Origin of the sequence: Paraburkholderia sediminicola (assembly GCF_046026895.1) — a bacterium.
GTDB lineage: Bacteria > Pseudomonadota > Gammaproteobacteria > Burkholderiales > Burkholderiaceae > Paraburkholderia > Paraburkholderia sediminicola_C.
In genome coordinates, this window is sequence record NZ_JAQQEU010000013.1 from 1 (window position 1) to 20,639 (window position 20,639).

The window sequence follows — 20,639 nt, forward strand, 5'->3', positions numbered from 1 at the left end:
TTCACGCCAGAAGCCATCATAGTCCGCGCTAAACTGAACCGCTGTTGCAGCGGAAACGTGCGTCTTCTTCGTCACTCCAGTGAGCGCGTCCACCCTTGCCATCCTGCAGAATTCGCCAACGGCTTCCATCACAGCGGCCTTCGGCCGCAAGCCATGGCATGCGCGTGTAGCCTCGCGCACCCGCTCTCTGTCCGCGCCGGCTGGCCCTTGCAGGCCCCCGATCAGCGCACCCCGTTTCCCTGATTCGGGATGTATTTCGAAGCTGATGGTCGCCCACGCAAGATCGACGTGCTCAAGCACGTCGTGCCAGGCGACGGTAAGCAACCCTTCGCGCCAGCAGCGTACCGGCTCACTCACAACGAGCGCATACCTGCCACTCGATGCCAACGTCACATATTCCGAATTCAGGTAGAGCCCGCGCACCAGATCTTCGCCAAACAGCTCCCGAACGACTCGAAAATGACCGCACAGCAGCTCGGCACGCGCGTATGCAGGCATACCGGCCTGGGCAAAGCAATGAAAGGGACGTTCAAGAAAGCGCCGGTTGCGGGCAGCAATATCCGCAAGCAGAGAGTTCGTCGTCAGTGCCTTCAACCAGATGCGTGCTGCAATCGGATTGAGCAGTGCGTACATCAGCACGCGGATCTGCCGGAAGAGGTCGTGAGGAGTTCGCCCAGGAATAGACCTAGATAACAGGTGGCAAGCTTTAGAAATTGACATTATCAACCACGACCTATTTTCTTTTCATAATGGTGCGAGCACGAAGGCAGCCGCGGCAAATACAAGAGTCGCTATCAGCAAGCTTGTCATAAAGGGGGCTGACTTGAAGAAAATTCCTGAGAAGCCTGAAGAAACGGGTCTGACCGCGTCGCGCACGCGGTTCACCGTCTGGAGTGACGACGTTTCGATTCGCGCCTCTAGTCCATCCGAATGTCGACCCCTTATTCGCAAGTCGAACTGCCTGGGAAATACATCGTACTACTTACCGATCACGGTGAACCTCACCGCCGATGTTCGTCTTCGGACATCTCATGCGCACATTCTTACGACGCGATCTGGCTGGCAGCGCAGATTTACGCAATATTTCTAAACGTAACCGAATGTTACAGGATATTCCGGTGGGCGCCTAGGGCCAACCGAAACATCGTAAGGGGCGTAATTGAAAACCGGGGCGCATCATGGGGAGACGAGGTTGACCGACTATTATCTTTCTCTCGCGTACTTTCATGGCCTTAGCGTTCAAGCTCTTGGCATTGGACGCGCATCAATGTCGTCCCAACTCCTGAAAGAGTACATCGCCACAAATGACGTACTTTGCTCCGTCGGTTTCGACGCAGACAGCGAGCGTCACGCACAGATTCATCGACCCCGAGGTCACATAAGGTTCACTTACGACGGTCTCGCCGGGATGACTTACCGCGTTTCTGAAGTATGGTCGTTTTGACCAATTGGCGCCGGCCCTCCTGGTTAGCATTGGGAACCGCGATTGCCTGCGTATCGGATTATTTTGTGACTCTACCGGCGAGCCGATTTGTGTTCCGTTTTGATCCAGCAAAAACATGCGAAGCGACAGGGCAAGGCTAAGAAAGCGCGTAGCGCTTTCGGCAAAATTCAGTCCCAGGCAAACGGCGTGCGTTACATCCTGAAACGCCTGCCAGTACGGTTGCAAACCCACCAGGTCTGCAACGGGCTTGATTCGATCGCCGCTCTGAAAGTTGTTCGGCAGGAACTCGGTACCGGAAACTCGCAAGTCGCTTTTGTCGGCGAGCGCCGATGGCCGTCCAAAGTAGTAGCCCTGCGCAAAGTCAGCATCGCAATCGAGGCACAGGAGCGCCTCAGCCTCCGTTTCCACACCTTCGACGGCGACGAGCGTGCCAGTTTCGTGCAGAAGTTCAACCAGTCGTAGAAGACTGCGCGCATTGCGATAACTCGTTGCCGCTTGCCTGATCAACTCGCGATCAAGTTTTACCACGTCAGGCCGCAGATCCCAGACACGGCTCAGGTTTGTGTCGCCAGCGCCAAAATCATCGAGGGCGATCAGGAAGCCGTGCAGCCGCAACTGGGCGACCGCATCGACGAGCACCCTATTTGGTGGTTGTGGAGTTTCCAGAACTTCGATTGCGAGCCGCGCGGGTGGTATGCCGCAACCCAGGATGTCCGCAATGAGACCGGGCCCATGAATCGGATGAACGAGGACTTCAGGCTGCACGTTAATAAACAGTACGCTTTCGTCGTCCGCGAAGCGCGCGAAGTGGCCTGCATGACATCGGACACACTCACGCTCGAATTCGCCGGTGCGCTCAACAAGCCTTGCTCGGCGGAAGGCTTCCAAAGGTGAACATGGTTTGCCATCAAGCCATGGACGGAGCAATGCCTCGTATCCAACTGGCGCTTGATGGGCAAGAGAGAGGATGGGCTGAAACGCACTGTTTATGCTCGGTAAGCAACAAGAATTCTCTTCGCTCATGGATCCCGGCACCAGGGTGAGTTTATTTACGCATCGATGTCAGACGGGCGTGAAGCGTGGCGGCAGAGGCGAGGTCGCGTCTTGCCATCAATTCACTGACGTACAGGCGCATCGCGACATGCTGGCTCGTCGAGTCAATCTGCCAGACGTCTACCGGTATGAGCGAAGAAGAGTGGGCGCCTTCCGCCACCGGTGTGGAATTCGTCGCGTCCGACATATTTATCCGGGAGCGGTCACGGCGGGTATCCAGCGCCCTCGGCGCCCCGGGCCAGGTCGGCAATCCGCTGCAGCTCCAGCTCCAGCAACACTAGATTCAGCCCGGAGACAAGTTCCTGAGCCTGGTCATGCGTCAGAAGGACTGTCTGTATGCACTGCCCCATGTTCGTTGCGTCCGAGAGCGCCCGGCCAGTCAGGCGAATGGCGGCCTGCTCGTTCGTTGATTCGGCATGAATCTTCCAGCGGGCGACGGGGATAAGGGTTTGCGGCATTAAGGTTTTGTCCCTGCACGGCCCTTCTCGCGGGCAGTGCTTATGAATTTAGTGTTCCGATAAAACATAGCACAAACTCGCGGAGAAACTTTGCTATTCAACTGCCTACGCGCCCGGTCACCCTGCGCGGGTTTCGCGCTCGGGCCGCCTTGCGTCCGTCATTCAGCCTTCGGCTTGCGTGGCTTGCGGGCTTTCTTTTCGGGAGCTGCTGACTCGGAAGCCGGAACCTTGATGGCATTCACCACCGCCGCGCTGTAGGCATTGCGTGCCGTCTGGGCGATGGCCAGCTGCTGTTGCAGGCGACCGATTTCAGCGTCGACAACCTGGATGTTTTGCACCTGCGTGCGAGCTTCTTCCGGCAGCTTCGCCGTGGCGTAGTTGGTGCCGTTGAGGGTAATGTATTCGGGTAGGGACATGGAGTTACGTGGAAAGGACGTTTTCATTAAAGCGAAAAACCCCGCCTCCTTGTGAGAGACGGGGTTCGTTTGGCCTTCAACAACCCCTCTTACAGACCTGAGAGGGGCTTCTCCCGCGAGAGAGATTAGTGAATCACGACAGCGCCAGCAGCGGCCGTCAGGCTAACCGACGTTCCGTGTTGACCAACCAGTTCGACCACGTGCACGTGACCGGCAGTGGTATCGTTAAACGAGGCTACCCACGTGTTGTTGTTTGCAGCGTCATACCATGCAACCGTGTCATGAGCAGCCGTCGCAGCCACGCCCTGAGCCGCAGCGACAAAGGCCGCTGCATTTGCGTAAGCAGACGAAGCTACCATACCCTTGACGGCGGAGAGTTCGGCACCAACTTTCAGCGCCGTAGTATTACCCTGGATAACGTCCTGATTCAACACGAAGTTATTCACCACGTCCGTTTGCGTGCCAGCTGCATTCAGAACCAAGGTATCTACCTTGGCGTGGCCCGAGAGCAACGTAATGGTATCCCCGGCGGTCGGCGTGCCGGCGCTCAACTCAGTGATGGTCGTCGTGCCCGAGCCCGTCAGGATGACGTCACCCTTGCCCGAATCCGTCAGCGTGAACACGCCGGTGAAAGCCGACGCATCAATCTTGTCGCCGGTCGCGGACGCGGCAGCCACGGTCATCGTCAGGTCGTTCGAGCCCGTCACCACGAACTTGGCGTTGTCGCTGTTGGCGAACACCACCTGGTTAGCAGCAGCGTTGGTACCATTGGACGACACGTTGATGGTCGAGAAGCCAGTCACGGTCTCGGTGGACCCGCTCATGTTCAAGCCCGCCGTCGTGCTCGAGCCGATGTTCATGTTCAAGGTCTGCGAACCCACTGCAGCACCAAATGTGTCGCTGGCGAGGGCAGCGGTGACGTCAACGGTCGAGCCATCGACCATCTTGTTGATGGTCACGACGCCAGTATCGGAAACTGCGAAGTGGTTGGCGAAGGCTGCCGTGATTTTCGAAGCATCAACGGTAATTGCGTTCGTACCACCCAGACCCAGAACTTCGAAGTTCGTAGTGGCGTTCAGCGTCGCGTATTCTGCAGCCGACAGCGTGCCGGCGTTAGCCACCCCAGCGTCGCTAATGATCAGCGTATCGGTACCAGTACCGCCATTGAGCTGCGAGCCGGCCGCCAGGGCGTCCAGGCTTGCCGTCGTGATGCTCAACGAATCATTGCCCGAGCCGCCGGTAAAGGCGAATGTCGTGTTAACCGTTGCAGTATCGACGATCGATACGCCACCGGTATCGGTGCTGGCGTTGATGGTCTTCACGCCCGTCAGGCCTTCGGTCAGCGTCAGTGCCGTGCCACCCGAGACGTTCACGGTCGACAGCGCCGTGCCAACGCTGTTCGTCAGCGTGACGTTGTTGGCCGCGCCGGTCGACGTCAGGTTAAGCGTAGCGAGAGCTGCGCCTTGGACATCCAGCGTGCCAGCCGTGCCAGCCTTACCCATGCCGCTGAGGGTGATGCTGGTAGCGGTATCCGTTGCGCCATAAATTGCCGTCACGTTACGGACCGTTGCGCCATTGTCGTTCAGGACCGTCAGACCTTCGGTAGCTTTCAACGTGTACGTTGCGTTGCCGCCGAGGTTGTCGATTTGAACGTTGGTCACACCGGCAATCTTCGACAGGTCGGCCGTAACAGCCGCGCCACCGTTGATATACAGCGTTTGGACGTTGGTCAGAGTCGGATTGAGGACGGTCGTTGCAGCTGCAGCCAGGTAGTGCTTGAACGTGTTGTTCGAACCGCTGCCACCATTGATCGAATCCGCAGCGGACACCGTCGGGTTCGTGCCGGTGTCGTCGCCGACGAACACGTTGCCGCCGCCTGCTGCGCCCGTCAGCGTATCCACACTCGTAGTGAGCGTGACCGTCTGCGAAACCGCGCCCGTACCGATGTTCGCGATCGTCGTCGACAGAGCCGCCGTTGCCGTAGCTTGCGAAGTCGAGTCAACAACCGATGCGACTGCTGCGCGAGCGTTGTTCGCTGCTGCGTTGCCCGAATAAGCGATTTCACCAGCAGCCGACTGGCTCAGCGCTGCGGTGAACGAATCAGCGTAGCCCAGTTTCGCAGCCAGTTCTGTCGCATCCGTACCGGTAGCGCCGTTGTAGATGTTCAGAGCGACCGAAGCGAGCGTGAATTGGCCGTTGACGATGCCATTCACGTAGAAGTTCAGACCGGTCACGTCAGCAGCACGGCCGAACAGCGTTTGATAGATCGCATTGACTTGCGCTGCCGTGCTCGAGCCGCCATAAAGAGCGGTCGACTCAGCCGAGTTACCGAACGCGTCGATGATCGAGTTCAGGTTGCCGTTAGCAGCGGTCAGCTGGTTGACCCAATATTGCTGACCTGCCGGGTCAGCAGGGCGGCCATAGTAGGCCAGATATGCTTGTTGTACTTGTTCAGCGTAGGACAGTGCGGCCATTTGAACATTCCTTAGAGAGTTATCTAATCACACGTGTGAAGCGTCGGCAGATCCATGCAGTGGCCGGGGCGACTTACCTACAATTGGCAATAAGCCTTGGCCACTGCACACTGACAACGCACGGCGGATTTTCCATGCCCCGAAGCAAGTAATGTGTGATGTGGCTCACAAATTCGCAAATAGGTAGGAAAAGTTGTGTGCGTAACTTATGACGTCGTCAAACGATGGAAGTCCAGGCGGGAAGTGCCGCACCCGGTGAGGGATGGATGCCTGAAAAGGGGGAAGCGGCAGGAATGTTTGACGGAGAAGTAGGGAGCGCCACCAATCTGATGTGAGCAAATTGATGGCGGTGCTACAGGGTTCCACCAATCTGACCTTGAGATCAAATCGGTAGGGATACTGCGATGGCCGCTTGTATTCTGACAAGCAAAGCTACGATAACGTGTCCAGCAAGGACGAATGTGACCGTTATCACATTTCGGAAGGTGGTGATTATTCCTGTTCGTGCGTCAAATCCGTTAGCCCAGTACATCGCCGAAGCGGGACAGCCTTGCTGCTACTCAGGCCGCCGGTGGCAACAAACTGTGCAGCCAGGAACCGGCTGAGGATCGCGACGCCGATAGAGAAGCATCCTGCAACGCGTCCCCCTCGTCAGCGTCATCGCGCAGCGTCGGGCGCGCGAGGCGATACAGGCCGTGCGGTGCCGCCTTACCAATGAACGAGGGAAGGCCGGAAGCTAACGGATCCTGCCTGGCGCGAGAAGCGATGACTTAACGAAATTGCCTGTCGCGCAGTGCTAGTTGCCGACGAGGCCATAAGCACCGAGGAAAAAGTGGCTCGACTGCTCCGGTGCTTCCTTCTCGGCAGTGTCTGGTCTGGAAGCATGCTCCGCGGACACCTGTGAGCCGGCCGCCAGCGCCTGCTCTTCAAGCGCCTGGCTCGCTTGCGAGTGTTCCAGCGCGCCCGCGAGTTCGCGGATCAGGTCCACTATCCGCTCCTGCTGCATAAGGTAGTGTCGGGTTGTCGATGAGCAGACGCTATCGTCCGACTCGTCAGCCACGAACAGGGACAGGCTCACATGGTTTGGTTCGGAGGTCGGCTCAATGGTCCAATCGACGATCCAGCGTCGGGGACTGTATCGCTTTCGGGCCGCCTTTGCCTTCCTGGTTGGCTCGGATGTCATAGATCTGTTTCGGTGAGTGCGTGGCAGCCGACTTGTGAACTGTTCAGTTGCCGTGCCAGGACTTCACCTAATTTAGTGCAGATACCGACGGAAGATTGTGCGGGCAAGCACAATCTTCAAAGTTAAATGGAGAAGCATGGGTTCAAAGAAGCAGGGAGGCGACTTGTGTCTGCTTGTGTCTGACAGGCGGGTGCGGAATGTCACCCGATCAGATGAGGGGTGAGCGCGTACGCAGCAGATCGACATCGTCGCCGATCAGCTACGTCTGCTGGTTGTCAATGGGCGCGCCTCAGGGGACGCTTGCCTTATTAGCCTCGAAAAAGGCGTGCCGCACCCGCGAGCGCATTGCCATGAACCGTCTCCCCGCGTGACGTGTGGAACACGGTTCTCACTGTTCAGTGTATGAGCGGCATCGGATTGGCGGCGTTCGCAAGCTGGGCAGAGGGAACAAACCACTGCGCAATTCCATACAGATCCTGCGGCGACAATATTCCCGCTGCACGTTTGAGTTGCAGTTCGGCCAGCAGGTACTGATAGCGCGTGCGCGCCAGATCCCGCTTGGCCTGGTAGAGCTGTTGTGTCGCCGTCAGTACGTCCAGGTTCGTGCGCATGCCGGCCTGCACACTTTTCTGGGTCGCCGTGATCTGCAGGGTTGCGGATTCCACCGCGCTCCTGAGCGCATCGATGCGTGTCAGGCTGCTGACGCAAATGTTGTACTGCTTGCGTAAATCAAGTAACACCTTGTCGGTCTTGTCCTGCAAATCGAACTGCGCCCGTTCGTAGTTAGCCTGCGCCTGTTGCGACGACGCCTGCACAAGTCCGCCCGAATACAGCGGTATTGTTATTTCCACTCCGACCGCTTTGGTCAGATAACGCTGGCCGATGGTATCTAGTGTGTTGGACTGGCTCTTCCCTATACTGGCGACAAGGTCCACACGCGGATAAAAGCCCGCACGTACAATTTTTACCTGCTGCCCCGCTGCCTCAACAGAGTGCCGTTCAGCGATCAACTGGGCATTATTCTCAAGGGCAATATCCCGCCATTCGTCGAAGCCGAGCGGCGAGGGTAGCGTCGGTTGATAGTCATCCTTGAGCCGGTCAAGGCCGGCGATGTCCAGCGACGCGGGCAAACCTGTCAGTGCCTCAAGCGTATGCGCCGCGTTATCGACATTGTCTCGCGCGTCGGCCACATCTGCCTGTGCCAGCTCCGCCTTCGACTTTGTCTCGAGGATGTCGGTGCGCGTGCCTTCCCCGTTTTTGAACATGGCTACGTTGCCCGCGAACTGCTCATCAAATGCCTTTTTCTGGGCAGTAGCAAGTAACAGTTGCTCCTGAGCAAACACGGTGTCCGTATAGGCGCCCAGCACGCGTACGAGCAGCTCCTGCTTGCGGTCATCAAACGTCGCGTCGCCAGCCAGTGCAGTTGCCTTGCCGTAGCGGTAACGCGCAATGCCCTCGAAGTTGATCAGGGATTGTCGCAGCGAAACACCCTCGGAATATGCCCCGTAGACCTGATGGACAGAGACGTCGCCTGGTGGCTGCCCAAAATATGTCGTGCCGGTCACATTGCGGTATGTCGAATAATTCGCCGACACGTTCGGTAGCAGGTAGGAGCGGCCGATCGCAACGTTCGCGTCATCGGCTTCCTTCTGCTTCGCCGCTGCCGCGAACACCGGATCGTGACCTAGCGCTGCCTCATAAACGTCAGCCAAACCGAGCGCGTGCGCCGCCTTTGGCGCGACGAGCGCGGCGCCGAACGATATCGCAAGCGCGATGGCGTGCAGTCGAGGGCCGGTGCGGGTAATCCGGCGCGAACCGGCGGAGAACGACCTGCTCCCCAGCAGGGCTATAAGCACACCTTGCACGTCAGTCCTCCGTCAATGCGGTGTGCGACCGATCGATGATCGGCTTGAGCAGATAACTCAGCATCGAGCGCTGGCCTGCGTTGACGAACATTTCGACTGGCATGCCGGGCTTCACGTTCAGGTTCTGTAAGAGTTTCATGCCCTGCGGCGTGACCTTTGCGCGCACCCGATAGTAGGGGGCGCCCGTGTGATCGTCCACCAGACGGTCGGCGGATACGAAGGTCAGCATCCCCGGTATTTTTGGCGTGCTGTTCTGGTTGAACGCGGTAAACATCATGTCGACCGGCATGTCCTTGTGAACCTTGTCGATCAGGTTGACCTGCAACTGGCCTTCGACCTCCAGCGGCTCACCACTGGGCACCACCTCCATGAGCTTTGCGCCTGCTGCGACCGTGCCTCCATTGGTGAAGACGTTCACGCCCACAACTGTTCCGTCGACGGGAGAGCGGACTTCGGTGTTGGCAAGTTCGAACTCGCTTTCCGCCAGACGACTTTTCAGCGCCTCTGTATCGCGCTGCACCTCACTGAGCTGCGTGCGTACGTCTTTCATATAGTCTTCCTGCAACTGCGCGATATGCAGGCGTGCCTCGGCCATCTGGCTCGCCAGCTGTCCGGTGGTACCGGTCTGCCTGGAAATGTCACTGTTGAGCGCGGCTTCCTGGCGTTCAAGATCCTGCAGTTTGCTGCGTGGCACATAGCCTTCGCCCGCGAGCTGCCGCACGCCGGTCAACTGATCCTGTAGGGTCCTGCGCTCGGCCAGTTGTTGTACCTGTGAGTCGCTTTGACCGGCCAGCTGTGCACGGTAGCCGGCAATGGTCTCGAGCAGCGCACCGACTGACGCCTTCAGTGCCAGTCGGCGTGAATTCAGCAGTTGCTGCTGCAGCCTCACGTCGTCTTCAGCTTCTTCGTCATGGGCCGCGACCCGGTCCATCAACTCGGGTGGAAACGTAATGTCCTTCATATTCGTCGCCTCGGCGACGAGGCGCGCTTTCGTTGCCAGCTCCGTCAGATATTGCGCCCGGATGGTGGCGGCCTGGGACCTCGTCTGGACGTCGTTCATCCTGACGAGCACCTGCCCGGCCTTCACATCATCGCCGTCCTGCACGAGAATGTCGCGAATGATGCCGCCGGTCGGGTGCTGGATTGTCTTGCGGTTACCTGCAACGACAACTGTTCCCTGAACTGCCGTACCTTTGCTAAGGGGCGCGAATGCGGCCCACAGGAGTGAACCCACCACGCCTACCAGAACGACGGTCCAACCGAGTTTGACGTATCGTGATTCGTCGACATCGACAACGGGCGGCAATGCGGTTCCGAGCACCTCGACAGCAGGCACCGCCGCTTTCTTGCTTGGGAAATTGAACATGGAAACCCTGCGGGTCAGACTGTTGCCTCCGCCGTTTGGGAGGCGGATGGCTGATTGTTATTGGGCTGAGTCGTTCTGGCAGCGGCCGGTTCCGCGGCGGCCGATTGTGCCGGGGCGTTCTGCAACGCTGCGAGCACGTGCGCGGTCGGGCCGTACATCCTGAGCTGGCCTTCTACCAGCAGCAGTAGCTTGGTGGTCGCCGCAATGATGCTCGTGCGATGGGTAATCAGTACAACTGTCTTGCCGGCGCTATGCAGACGCTCGATGGCGTGCTTGAGTGCTGCCTCGCCTGTCTCGTCCAGATTCGAGTTGGGTTCATCGAGGACGATAAAAGATGGATCACCATAGAGCGCACGAGCGAGACCGATACGCTGTTTCTGACCTCCGGAAAGCCCCGCACCCCGGTCACCCACCAGCGTGTCATAGCCCTGCGGCAAACGCAGAATCATCTCGTGAACGCCCGCGAGCTGCGCCGCTTCGATGACTTTTTCTGATTCGATCTGGCCAAAGCGCGCAATGTTTTCGGCGATCGAGCCGCCGAACAGTTCAATGTCCTGCGGAAGATAGCCGATGTGCGGTCCGAGCTGGTCCTTGTCCCACTGGTAGATGTCGGCTCCGTCAAGCCGCACCGTCCCGACAGCGGCGGGCCATACACCGACCATGAGCCGCGCAAGCGTTGACTTGCCGGATGCGCTCGGCCCGATCACGCCCACGATGTCGCCCGCGTCGATCGTGAAAGACAGGCCATGCACGACCGGCAGACGTGAACCCGGCGCCGCCGCGCTCACTGCCTCGAGCGTCAGGCGGCCTGCCGGGGGCGGCAGGCTCATGCCGATACGGCGCGCCGGATTGTTTTCGAGCAGCTCCACGAGCCGGTCGTACGCACTTCTCGCGCCACTCCACTGGCGCCAGACGGAAATCACCAATTCCAGGGGGCCCAGCACCCGGCCCATCAGAATCGAGCCGGCGATCATCATGCCAGGCGAGACCTTGCCGTCGATTGCGAGCAGCGCGCCAACTCCCAGTACAAGCGACTGCAGGGACAGGCGGACGAATTTCGTCACATTGCCCACCATCGCTGCTTTCTCGCTGGCTTCAGCCTGCCGTGCCAGAAATCCGGCGTTGAGTACCGACCACCGGGACATCAGGTTGGGCAACATCCCCATTGCTTCGATGACTTCGGCGTTGCGCAGGTTGGCAGTGGCAAGCGAGCTGGAGCGGATCGACAGGGCAGTTGCTTCGGCCAGCGGACGGCGTGAAACGCGCTCGTTGGCAATGGCGAGCGCAATGAGAACCACCGAGCCCGCTAGCGCAAAAACGCCGAGCCATACATTGAAGATGAAGATGACGGCCAGATAGATTGGAAACCACGGGGCGTCGAAGAACGCAAACAATGCGTTGCCCGTCACGAACTGCCGGATCGTGGTCAGATCGTTTAGCGACTGGCCAGCATTGACTCCCTGCTGTTTAAGGTTCGTTTCAAACGCAGCCGTATAGACGCGGCTATTCAGATGCATGTCAAGCTTGCCGCCCACCCGGATCACAATAAAGCTGCGGACATACTCGAGCACGCTTGTGAACGCATACATCCCCAGCATCATCAGTGTCAGCATCGCAAGCGTGACGCCGTTGCGGCTGGGCAGGACACGGTCGTAAACCTGCAGCATGTAGATTGACGGCACGAGCATCAACAGGTTGATGAGCATGCTGAAGATACCGATAGTGCGGAACACCCGACGGTAACCCAACAGCGCCTGAATGATCTCGTTCGACGGTACCCGGACTTTCTTTGTCATTTTTATGTTGTCGCGCTGGCTGATCGCGACACCTCTCGACTGGTCTGCTTTCTGATCTGTTAGCTATTCGACACCACTGGGTCGACCCCTTGTGACGGCGCTCATTCTGATCGATCAAGACCGCGAAAAATGTGATGGCCGTCACATCATTTTGGGAAAACAAGCCGGATACTTGCGCTGCTTCCAGAATCCCCTATAGCAGGCAGTAGATGCTCCAAAAACATAACTCTGACGCTCAACTCGATATTGCAATGGGTGGACGTGCCTTACTCACGCCACTGACCGGTATCGGACAATATGCGTCGCATCTCGCCCGCGAATTCGTTCAGCGGGGGCACAACGTGCGGTTTTTCTATGGGACGCATTGGTCTGCGTCGCGTGAGGCGGGTGGTACCTCTCCATCCGCCGAGGTGATGGGAGCGAGGTCGTGGCGTACGGTGGTCGCCGGGAACGCCAAGCGCTTTGCGCGCAGATTTGTTCCCGGCATTTACCGTTTCATGCCGCATGTCGAACAGTATCGCTTCGATTCAGGCATACGACGGCAGCGTGCCCCGCAGGTCTATCACGATCCGAACTTCATACCGTTCCGGTTTCGCGGTCCCACGGTTATCACCGCGCACGACGTATCCTGGGTGCGCTATCCCGAGTATCATCCGGCACCTCGCCTTGCGCTTCTGCGCGCAAACTTTCCCAGGGCTCTCGAGCGAGCGGAAAGGGTTATCGTCGTATCGGATTTTGTGCGGGATGAATTGCTCGCCTGTTTTCCGGTCGCACGCGAGAAAATCCGAGTGGTGCATAACGGCGTTTCGACGCGCTTCCGGCCGCATTCGTCCGAGACGACCCGCGACGTGCTGGCGCGTCATGGCCTCGTGCACGGGCAGTACTTTGCGGCAGTGGGCACGCTCGAGCCGCGCAAGAATCTGACTACTGCACTCGCTGCACATGCACGCCTGCCGGCCAAGGTGCGTTGCAAGTTCCCGCTTACCCTGATTGGCGTGGAAGGGTGGCTGACTGACTCCCTGCACGCCGCACTCGAGCACGGATTGCGTGAGGGCTTCGTACGCAAGCTAGGCTATGTATCCGACGATGAGCTTCCGCTCCTGATCGCGGGCGCACTCGCGGTGGTGTATCCGTCAGTGTATGAGGGGTTCGGATTGCCAGTCGTTGAGGCCATGGCGTCCGGCGTCCCGGTACTGTGCTCGACGGCTCAGGCTCTGCGGGAAGTGGCGGGCGAGGCTGCTATCATGCGCGACGCAGACGATGTCGAGGGGTTTACCGACGCCATGCAGGCATTGATCGACGACGGCGCGTTGCGCGAACGGCTAATCGCAGCCGGAAGCGCTCGTGCGCGCTGCTTCAGCTGGCAACGTACCGCCGACGAAACCCTTGCCATTTATCGCCAGATCATCGCCTGAGAACTTCAGACAGCGCAGGTGTCGGGTCCACTTCCAATCTGTTCATGCATACATTAAGAACCAGCCTCGCGCATGTGCTGCTCCTCTCGCGCCAGGATCTCATTGACCGGCACCGCGAGAATGCGCTCGGCGCCGCGTGGCTGCTGATCCAGCCTTTGACGTTTGTGGTGCTGTTCAGCACTGTGTTTTCCCGGTTCATGCGCACACGAATTGGCGCGGATGCGGATCCCTATCTGTATACGGTCTATCTGATTGGGGGGCTTCTCACATGGAATCTCTTCGCCAACCTGCTGAACAGGCTTACCCCTGTCTACGGCTCAAAGGCACACCTGATCCGCAAGATCAGCGTGGACTTGTGGGTCATGCCGCTTCATATCGTGATTGCGGAGTGGGCGGTGTACGCCATCACTATGGCTTTTTTCGCAGCATTCCTGATGATTATCGGTCACCCGATTGGTGTGCAATGGCTGGCACTTCCCCTCATCGCGCTGTTGCTCAGCGCATTTGCCTACGGAGTCGGCATCATTCTGGGCACGCTCGACGTATTCATACCGGACATAAAGAATGTCCTTAACGTGATTCTGCAGTTCGCTTTCTGGCTGACACCAGTCGTCTACCTCGCCTCGATTCTGCCTCCCTGGGCCGCGAGGGCGCTGCACCTGAGTCCGATCTTCTGGGCTATCGATGCCGTGCACGGCATCATCGTGTGGCATCAGTATCCGCCGATGAAGGAAGTGATCGGGCTCGCTCTGGCCGCGTGCGCCAGTCTGCTTGCGAGCCGGCTGCTGCTGCGCCGTCTGCAATCCGAATTGAGGGATATGCTATGACAGCTCGTGTGCAGAACGGTCTGCCGGTGCTGGAGGTCCAACGGCTCTCGAAGCGTTTTAAAGTCTACAACCGGACCGCCGATCGCCTTTTTGAAGGCCTCTTCGGGAAGGCGCGGCATCGCGTGCACGTTGCACTCGAGGACGTTTCGTTTTCGCTCGGCCAAGGGGAGGCGATTGGCGTGCTCGGACAGAACGGTGCAGGCAAATCGACCCTGCTCAAACTCGTGAGCGGTGTGCTGATGCCCGATGCGGGAACGATCGCGCGCCGTGGGCGTATCGCGGGCCTGCTGGAGCTGGGTACCGGTTTTGACGGCAGACTGTCGGGTCGCGAAAATATCGCGGTGAATGCACGACTGATCGGCATGACCAGTGCGGAAATCGAGGAGCGATTCGAAGCGATCGTCGCTTTTTCGGAACTGGCCGGCTTCATCGATGCGCCGCTGCGGACCTATTCTTCGGGCATGATTATGCGGCTCGGTTTTGCGGTGGCCATTCACGCGGACCCTGTCTGCTTCATTGTGGACGAGGCACTGGCAGTGGGCGATGCCCGCTTCCAGCAGAAATGCCTGAAGCGCATCCGGGAGTTCCGCGATAGTGGCGGGTCCATCCTTTACGTGTCTCACGACATCAATTCGGTGAAGCTCCTCTGCGATCGGGCAATTTTGCTCTCGGACGGTAGGATCGCCTTTGACGGCTTGCCTGATGAGGCCGCGCAGATCTATTACCGGCTGATTGCTGGCATCGACGACGAAGCGCCGCACACGGATGAGTCGACGCCGGATTCGTACGGGGCATTGCGCACCCGCATCCGGAACGTGGTGCTATCAAACCGGTTCGGACCCGCCATGCGTTTTGCGTCGGGTGAAGAGATCACGATCGAGCTCGAATGCGAGTCAAGCCAGACTACCCAGCTTTCGGTGGGCATCCTGATTCGCGACCGTTTTGGTCAGGATGTGTTCGGCACCAATACGGCCCTGTTGCGCAAGGAGGCGCAGTTTGCGGCGGGTACTAGTGTCTGTTGCCGCTTCTCGCTGCCGTTGAATTTCGCTCCGGGCAAATATACGGTGACCGTCGCATTGCATTCGGATGATACCCACGTGCACGACTGCCAGCACTGGTGGGATGCCGCCGCGGCCTTCGAAATCGCTGGTTTCAGCGACGAGCCCTTTTCCGGACTGTGCTACGTGCCGGTCCGCTTTGATCAATACCCTGTACGGGATTTCGCGGAACCCACGTTACAAGAACCATGACAAACGCAGTACTTCAAGATCTGATTGCGCGTGTCAAGGCCGAGGCAGCCGCGCATGCTTCTCCTGATGACACGGGCGTCACGCTCACCATGGATCGTTCGATCTGCGAATCTGAACCAGCGCCGGACGCCGCCGATCTTGCCGATAGAGGCGCTATCGAACGCCTGTTCGTCGTCGACAACCCTGAGTTTGTCCGCGCCGCCTATCGGTTTCTGCTAGGGCGGGAGGCTGACGAAACAGGCCGCGCCAATTATGTGAACCAGCTCGCGCGCGGGGCGAGCCGGCTCGTCGTGCTGGGCCGGCTGCGCATGTCGCAAGAGGGGCGCCGCGCTGCTGTGCCGGTGGCGGGGTTAAAGGCCGTCGTCGCGGTGACGGCGGCAGATCGCCTGCTGCGCCGCGCGGGACTGGGGGCAGTCGCCTTGCGTGCCGGGCGATATGCCGACCGCCTGTACGCGCGGTATGTGATCAGGCGTTCGCTGCTTGCATGGCGAGGCCGCTTCGAAAACACCGTCGGGGTTGTGCTGCGACATGGCCAGCAGGTCGAGCAGCTGTCGCGGCGCCTGACCGATATGCATGAGGAACTGGTACCCAGGCCCGTGGTGTCGCCAGAAACAATCGACGCCTATTACCTTGCGTTCGAAGATGCCAATCGTGGTAGTCGCGACAGTGTGCTCGCGAAACTCGCCATCTATAACGACTGGCTTGCGACATGTGTGCCGCATGCAGAGGGACTGACGCATCAGATCGTGGATATCGGCTGTGGCCGGGGTGAGTGGCTATCGTATGCGCGGCAGAACGGTCGCGACGCGATTGGCATTGATGTCAACCGCGTAATGGTGGATGCCTGCATCGCGCAGGGACTGAATGTACGGTGCACGGATGCACTCACCTACCTGCGCAGCCTGCCCACCGGGTCGGTCGCCGCAGTCACCGGCTTTCATATCATCGAGCACCTGCCGTTCGATTATCTGTTCGCCCTCGTGCAGGAGAGCTACCGCGTGCTGGTGGAGGGCGGCTCAGTACTGTTCGAGACGCCGAACCCGGAAAACGTGCTGGTGGGCAGTCACACGTTCTATCACGACTTCACGCACCGCAATCCGGTCACGCCGAGCGCGATCTGGTTCCTGCTGAAGTATCACCGCTTTGAAGCGATTGACATCATCCGCAGCAGCCCTTACCCGGAAGAAGCGAAGGTGCCAGGTAATGATCCGCTCACGGAGCGCGTCAATGGGCATCTGTGCGGTCCGCAGGACTTTGCAGTCCTGGGCCGCAAGCAGTCTGCAGCAGGGGTTCAGGCGTGAAGATTCTCGTGACGGCCAACCTCGTGCCGTTCATGCACGGGGGCGCTTCATATCACATCGCCGGCGTGGTCCGTGCGTTGCAGCAGGCAGGGCACGATGTCGAACTGTTACGCCTGCCGTTCCGGTTCTCGCCGGAACAGGACATCGTCCGAGCAATGGAACACGCAGCGTCGCTTGATTTTGTGCGCCCCAACGGCGTCACGATTGATCAGGTCATTAGCCTGCAGTTCCCAGGTTACGGGCTCGCCCATCCCGATCACCGGGTATGGGTGATGCACCAGCACCGCGCCGTCTACGAACTGTACAACGCCTCGCAAGCCTCAACTGAGCTGACCCGGCTGCGTGAACAGGTGATCGCATTCGATAACGTCGCACTCTCCCGTGCGAATCGCGTGTTCGCCAATTCGCGGCGCGTCGCCGCGCGGCTGCACGATTTCAACCGGATTGCCGCGACGCCGCTCTACCATCCGCCGGCGCAGGCCGAGTCGTTCCGGTGCGAAGCCGCGTTGCCCTACGTGTTCTTTCCGAGCCGTCTCGAAACCCTCAAGCGCCAATCGCTACTGATCGAGGCGGCCCAGCGCATGCGCTCGTCGCTGAAAATCCTGCTCGCCGGCGAAGGGGGTCAGCGCGATGCGCTTGCCGCGCTTATCGAACGCCATGGCGTCAGCGATCGCGTCTCGCTGATCGGGCATGTTACCGAAGCCGAAAAGCGCGCCTTTTACGCGCGTGCGCTGGCCGTCGCGTTTCCGGCTTTCGACGAAGACTATGGATACATCACACTGGAAGCCATGCTGTCGTCAAAGCCTGTCATCACGTGCACCGACTCTGGCGGCCCGTTAGAGTTCGTTCGCCACGGCGACACAGGCTGGGTAGAAATGCCAGACGCCGACGCGCTTGCAAAACGCCTCGACTGGCTCGCGCAACATCCGCGTGAGGCCGCCGAGGCGGGGCTTCGTGGCCGCGAAGCTTACCGGGCGGCGGATATCTCGTGGCGTCACGTTGTCGACGCGCTTACCCAACCTCTTTGACCCGGTTTTCCATGAGAATTGCCATTGTTGCGCCGAGCCCGGTGCCCTTCGTGATCGGCGGCGCGGAGAACCTGTGGTGGGGCCTGCTCGATGCGCTGAATGCGCGTCCTGGGATTCAGGCGGACTTGCTGAAGGTGCCAACTCCCGAGCGAAGCATGGGCGAGCTGCTGGCCAGCTATCGCCGTTTTTCCCAGCTCGACCTTAGCCACTTCGACCTGGTCATCAGCACCAAGTACCCGGCATGGGCGATCCGGCACCGCAATCATGTGGTGTATCTTCAGCATACGCTGCGTGGACTGTACGACTGCTACCCGCCCGGCATGCCGACGCACTTCGATCAGGACGCGTTGCTCTCACTTGGCATGCCGGTGCGGATCGTGGACGCACTGGCCAACTGTCGCGCAGCGGACGTCGAGTTTGACGATCTGCTCGATGCACTCGACGCGGCCTGGCAGCGCTCGCCGCAAGCGCCGTGCTGGGCTTTTCCCGGCCCTGTGACGCGTGCGGCCATCCGTCTGCTTGATGCAGTGGCAATGCGGCCCGACCGGATCGTGCACTATGCGGCGATCTCCCGGGTCGTCGCGGCGCGCGATGGCTATTTCCCGGCGGGTGTGAAGGTTGCCGTACATCATCATCCGACCAGCCTTAAAGGTCTCGCACCCGGGCCACAGCAGACCCTGTTCAGCGCAAGCCGCCTCGATCCGGCCAAGCGGATCGATCTCATCATCAAGGCCTACAGGCAGAGTGGGGTAGACATGCCCCTCCACATTGCAGGCAGCGGACCCGATGAAGCGCGACTGCGCGAGGCAGCGGCCGGTCATAGCGGTATTCGCTTTCTCGGGCGGGTTCCTGACGCCGTGCTGGCGCAGGAGTACGCGCGGGCAGTGTGCGTGCCGTTCGTGCCACGTGATGAAGACTACGGTCTGATCACCCTCGAAGCGATGCTTTCGGCAAAACCGGTCATTACCACAACGGATTCGGGCGGTCCGCTCGAACTGATCGAGCACGAGCGCTCCGGGTTCGTCGTCGAGCCCGACGCCGACGCGCTTGCGGGCGCGATGCAGCGTGTCTGCGGTGATCTGCCCCGGGCACTGGAAATGGGGCTGGCTGGCCGCACGCGCGTGGCGCACCTGGACTGGAACAGCCTGTGCGATGCGTTGGTCTCGGCCGGCCGGCAACCCGCCTCAGGCAACCAGAGAGTGGGTGCCGCGACCCAGGCTGCGCCCAGCGTTGTCACCCGGCGTGCCAAGCCCGTTCTCGGGGTCCTCAATACCTATCCCATTGCGCCGGTGATCAGTGGCGGCAAACTACGCCTGCACGGGCTTTATTCGCGTGTTGCCGAACAGTTTCAGGTGCAATTCGTCAATCTGGCGCCATCGCATCTGCGCGGCGTGCGCAATCTTGCTGCCGACTTCAGCGAGGAACTGGTGCCGAAATCGCAGGCATTCGCCGAGGTCGAGCAACAACTGGAGAACACGCTCGGTGCTTCCGTTGAAGATCTGGCAGCGGCGCTGCATCCGGGCACAGCGCCCCAATGGCTCGACGCCATTGATGCGCTGGCACGTCGCGCCGACCTGATCGTGTGTTCCCATCCCTACACCATGCCGGCGTTGCGAAAGGTCTCGTCCCGGGCTTTTGTCTACGAAGCGCACAACGTCGAGGCGGATCTCAAGGCGGATATTTACGGCTCGCATCGCTGGGCGATCGATCAGGTGTCGGCGCTGGAACGGCGAGCCGTGCTCGACGCGGCACTCGTGACCGCATGTTCGGCCCAGGACCGCGAGCGCATGGTTGGACTCTATGGGGTAGAAGACGATGGCGCGAAGCTGATTGTCGTGCCGAACGGGATCGATGTCACCGCAACGCGTTTGCGTACTGCCGCGCAGACACAGCGTCGCCGCTCGGCGCTTCGCGTAGCGAACCCCCTCGCGCTCTTCATGGGTAGCGCTCACGGTCCGAATATCGATGCCGCTCGCCTTGTCATCGAGGCGGCCGCACAGTTGCCCTCGGTCCATTTCGTGTTGCTGGGTTCGGTCTGCCACGCGATCGAGGCATGGGAGCGGCCGGCGAACGTCGGCCTTCTGGGCGTCGTAAGCGATGCGGAAAAAGCCAGCTGGCTTGCCATCTGTGACGTGGGCCTGAACCCGGTGATTTCAGGATCAGGAACAAACCTGAAACTGCTCGAATATGCGGCAGTCGGCCTGCCTGTGGTGAGCACCGAGTTCGGTGCACGTGGCCTCGGTTACTGTGCCGGCGAAGAATATGTATCGGCTGATGCAGATGCTTTCGCGGAAGGCATCGATGCGATGTTGCAACTGACGCAGGCAGAACGCGATTCCATGGTGCATAACGCCCGCTGTCGCGTCGAAGCGCAGGGAGACTGGGCCGCAATTGCCGCAGCCTATTCCCAGACGCTCGCGCAGATTCTCGAATAGGCGCGCAGAGCAGACCGGTCGGGACCGTTACCCGACTGGTCTGAAGTGTTGCTTTTTACAGCAGATAGTGGCCCAACGGCAGCAGCCCGTCAGACTGGCCGACCACCGCAATTTCTACCGTGGCTGTCGGACCGGTGGATTGCGCCAGCGCCGCGTGGGTGACCTCGTGCAACAGGCTGTCGACCGAGTCATACGACTGCTGGTGAATCAATCCTTGCCATTCCAGGCAAACAGACCGGTCTTCGGCGGTGGCCGCCGGTGTCTGCAGAATGCTGATCGAGCTTTTCATGGCGGAGATGTGACGATAAAGTTGCCGCTATTCTAGCGA

At 59.7% G+C, this 20,639-nt stretch carries 16 protein-coding genes; 6 read left to right on the forward strand and 10 right to left on the reverse strand.

The window, feature by feature from the left end:
* From PQR02_RS11740 to PQR02_RS11780, 9 genes are all read right to left on the reverse strand, one after another.
* The coding region (locus PQR02_RS11740; RefSeq protein ID WP_408230073.1) for a DUF535 family protein at nucleotides 1-720 on the reverse strand (720 nt) is incomplete at its 3' end.
* A 544-nt stretch (nucleotides 721-1,264) separates the two neighbouring features.
* On the reverse strand, nucleotides 1,265-2,467 hold the full coding sequence (locus PQR02_RS11745; RefSeq protein WP_408230076.1) for an EAL domain-containing protein: 1,203 nt from the start codon (nucleotides 2,465-2,467) through the stop codon (nucleotides 1,265-1,267).
* Nucleotides 2,468-2,700: 233 nt separating this feature from the next.
* Entirely contained in the window at nucleotides 2,701-2,955 is a 255-nt protein-coding gene (locus tag PQR02_RS11750; protein WP_408230079.1) for a hypothetical protein, read from the reverse strand.
* 158 nt (nucleotides 2,956-3,113) lie between these two features.
* On the reverse strand, nucleotides 3,114-3,371 hold the full coding sequence (locus tag PQR02_RS11755) for a hypothetical protein (RefSeq protein ID WP_408230082.1): 258 nt from the start codon (nucleotides 3,369-3,371) through the stop codon (nucleotides 3,114-3,116).
* Between the two features lie 125 nt (nucleotides 3,372-3,496).
* Complete coding sequence (locus PQR02_RS11760) at nucleotides 3,497-5,845, reverse strand: DUF4214 domain-containing protein (protein WP_408230085.1); 2,349 nt, start codon at nucleotides 5,843-5,845, stop codon at nucleotides 3,497-3,499.
* Nucleotides 5,846-6,641: 796 nt separating this feature from the next.
* Nucleotides 6,642-6,833: a hypothetical protein gene (locus tag PQR02_RS11765; RefSeq protein ID WP_408230088.1), complete on the reverse strand. Its 192-nt coding sequence runs from the start codon at nucleotides 6,831-6,833 to the stop codon at nucleotides 6,642-6,644.
* A 590-nt stretch (nucleotides 6,834-7,423) separates the two neighbouring features.
* Complete coding sequence (locus PQR02_RS11770; RefSeq protein WP_408230091.1) at nucleotides 7,424-8,893, reverse strand: TolC family outer membrane protein; 1,470 nt, start codon at nucleotides 8,891-8,893, stop codon at nucleotides 7,424-7,426.
* 1 nt (nucleotide 8,894) lies between these two features.
* Entirely contained in the window at nucleotides 8,895-10,259 is a 1,365-nt protein-coding gene (locus PQR02_RS11775) for an HlyD family type I secretion periplasmic adaptor subunit (RefSeq protein WP_408230094.1), read from the reverse strand.
* Nucleotides 10,260-10,273: 14 nt separating this feature from the next.
* On the reverse strand, nucleotides 10,274-12,055 hold the full coding sequence (locus PQR02_RS11780; RefSeq protein ID WP_408230097.1) for a type I secretion system permease/ATPase: 1,782 nt from the start codon (nucleotides 12,053-12,055) through the stop codon (nucleotides 10,274-10,276).
* A 209-nt stretch (nucleotides 12,056-12,264) separates the two neighbouring features.
* Between PQR02_RS11780 and PQR02_RS11785 the strand changes: the two genes are divergently transcribed.
* From PQR02_RS11785 to PQR02_RS11810, 6 genes are all read left to right on the forward strand, one after another.
* Nucleotides 12,265-13,470, forward strand: coding sequence for a glycosyltransferase family 4 protein (locus PQR02_RS11785; RefSeq protein ID WP_408230100.1), 1,206 nt, complete (start codon nucleotides 12,265-12,267; stop codon nucleotides 13,468-13,470).
* A 44-nt stretch (nucleotides 13,471-13,514) separates the two neighbouring features.
* The gene (locus tag PQR02_RS11790) at nucleotides 13,515-14,297 is read left to right on the forward strand and encodes an ABC transporter permease (protein WP_408230103.1); all 783 of its coding nucleotides are present in this window, start codon (nucleotides 13,515-13,517) and stop codon (nucleotides 14,295-14,297) included.
* Nucleotides 14,294-15,547: an ABC transporter ATP-binding protein gene (locus tag PQR02_RS11795; protein ID WP_408230106.1), complete on the forward strand. Its 1,254-nt coding sequence runs from the start codon at nucleotides 14,294-14,296 to the stop codon at nucleotides 15,545-15,547. Before PQR02_RS11790 ends, PQR02_RS11795 begins: the two co-directional genes overlap by 4 nt.
* Nucleotides 15,548-15,636: 89 nt before the next feature.
* The gene (locus PQR02_RS11800; protein WP_408230109.1) at nucleotides 15,637-16,848 is read left to right on the forward strand and encodes a methyltransferase domain-containing protein; all 1,212 of its coding nucleotides are present in this window, start codon (nucleotides 15,637-15,639) and stop codon (nucleotides 16,846-16,848) included.
* Nucleotides 16,845-17,876 (forward strand): glycosyltransferase family 4 protein, encoded by a 1,032-nt coding sequence (locus PQR02_RS11805; protein ID WP_408230112.1) that lies wholly within the window; start codon nucleotides 16,845-16,847, stop codon nucleotides 17,874-17,876. The genes PQR02_RS11800 and PQR02_RS11805 overlap by 4 nt, the downstream gene beginning before the upstream one ends.
* Nucleotides 17,873-20,311 carry a glycosyltransferase family 4 protein gene (locus PQR02_RS11810; RefSeq protein WP_408230115.1) on the forward strand — a complete coding sequence of 813 codons (2,439 nt, stop codon included), beginning with the start codon at nucleotides 17,873-17,875 and terminating at the stop codon, nucleotides 20,309-20,311. The genes PQR02_RS11805 and PQR02_RS11810 overlap by 4 nt, the downstream gene beginning before the upstream one ends.
* 55 nt (nucleotides 20,312-20,366) lie before the next feature.
* On the opposite strand, the gene PQR02_RS11815 is transcribed toward PQR02_RS11810, so the two are convergent.
* On the reverse strand, nucleotides 20,367-20,600 hold the full coding sequence (locus tag PQR02_RS11815; protein ID WP_408230118.1) for a hypothetical protein: 234 nt from the start codon (nucleotides 20,598-20,600) through the stop codon (nucleotides 20,367-20,369).
* Nucleotides 20,601-20,639: the final 39 nt, after the last annotated feature.

What these genes read in the sequence shown, in the direction of transcription:
- PQR02_RS11745 (WP_408230076.1), bottom strand. Translation starts at nt 2,467, where the DNA reads ATGAGCGAAGAGAATTCTTGTTGCTTACCGAGCATAAACAGTGCGTTT.
- PQR02_RS11750 (WP_408230079.1), bottom strand. Translation starts at nt 2,955, where the DNA reads ATGCCGCAAACCCTTATCCCCGTCGCCCGCTGGAAGATTCATGCCGAA.
- PQR02_RS11755 (WP_408230082.1), bottom strand. Translation starts at nt 3,371, where the DNA reads ATGTCCCTACCCGAATACATTACCCTCAACGGCACCAACTACGCCACG.
- PQR02_RS11760 (WP_408230085.1), bottom strand. Translation starts at nt 5,845, where the DNA reads ATGGCCGCACTGTCCTACGCTGAACAAGTACAACAAGCATATCTGGCC.
- PQR02_RS11775 (WP_408230094.1), bottom strand. Translation starts at nt 10,259, where the DNA reads ATGTTCAATTTCCCAAGCAAGAAAGCGGCGGTGCCTGCTGTCGAGGTG.
- PQR02_RS11780 (WP_408230097.1), bottom strand. Translation starts at nt 12,055, where the DNA reads ATGACAAAGAAAGTCCGGGTACCGTCGAACGAGATCATTCAGGCGCTG.
- PQR02_RS11785 (WP_408230100.1), top strand. Translation starts at nt 12,265, where the DNA reads ATGCTCCAAAAACATAACTCTGACGCTCAACTCGATATTGCAATGGGT.
- PQR02_RS11790 (WP_408230103.1), top strand. Translation starts at nt 13,515, where the DNA reads ATGCATACATTAAGAACCAGCCTCGCGCATGTGCTGCTCCTCTCGCGC.
- PQR02_RS11795 (WP_408230106.1), top strand. Translation starts at nt 14,294, where the DNA reads ATGACAGCTCGTGTGCAGAACGGTCTGCCGGTGCTGGAGGTCCAACGG.
- PQR02_RS11800 (WP_408230109.1), top strand. Translation starts at nt 15,637, where the DNA reads ATGGATCGTTCGATCTGCGAATCTGAACCAGCGCCGGACGCCGCCGAT.
- PQR02_RS11815 (WP_408230118.1), bottom strand. Translation starts at nt 20,600, where the DNA reads ATGAAAAGCTCGATCAGCATTCTGCAGACACCGGCGGCCACCGCCGAA.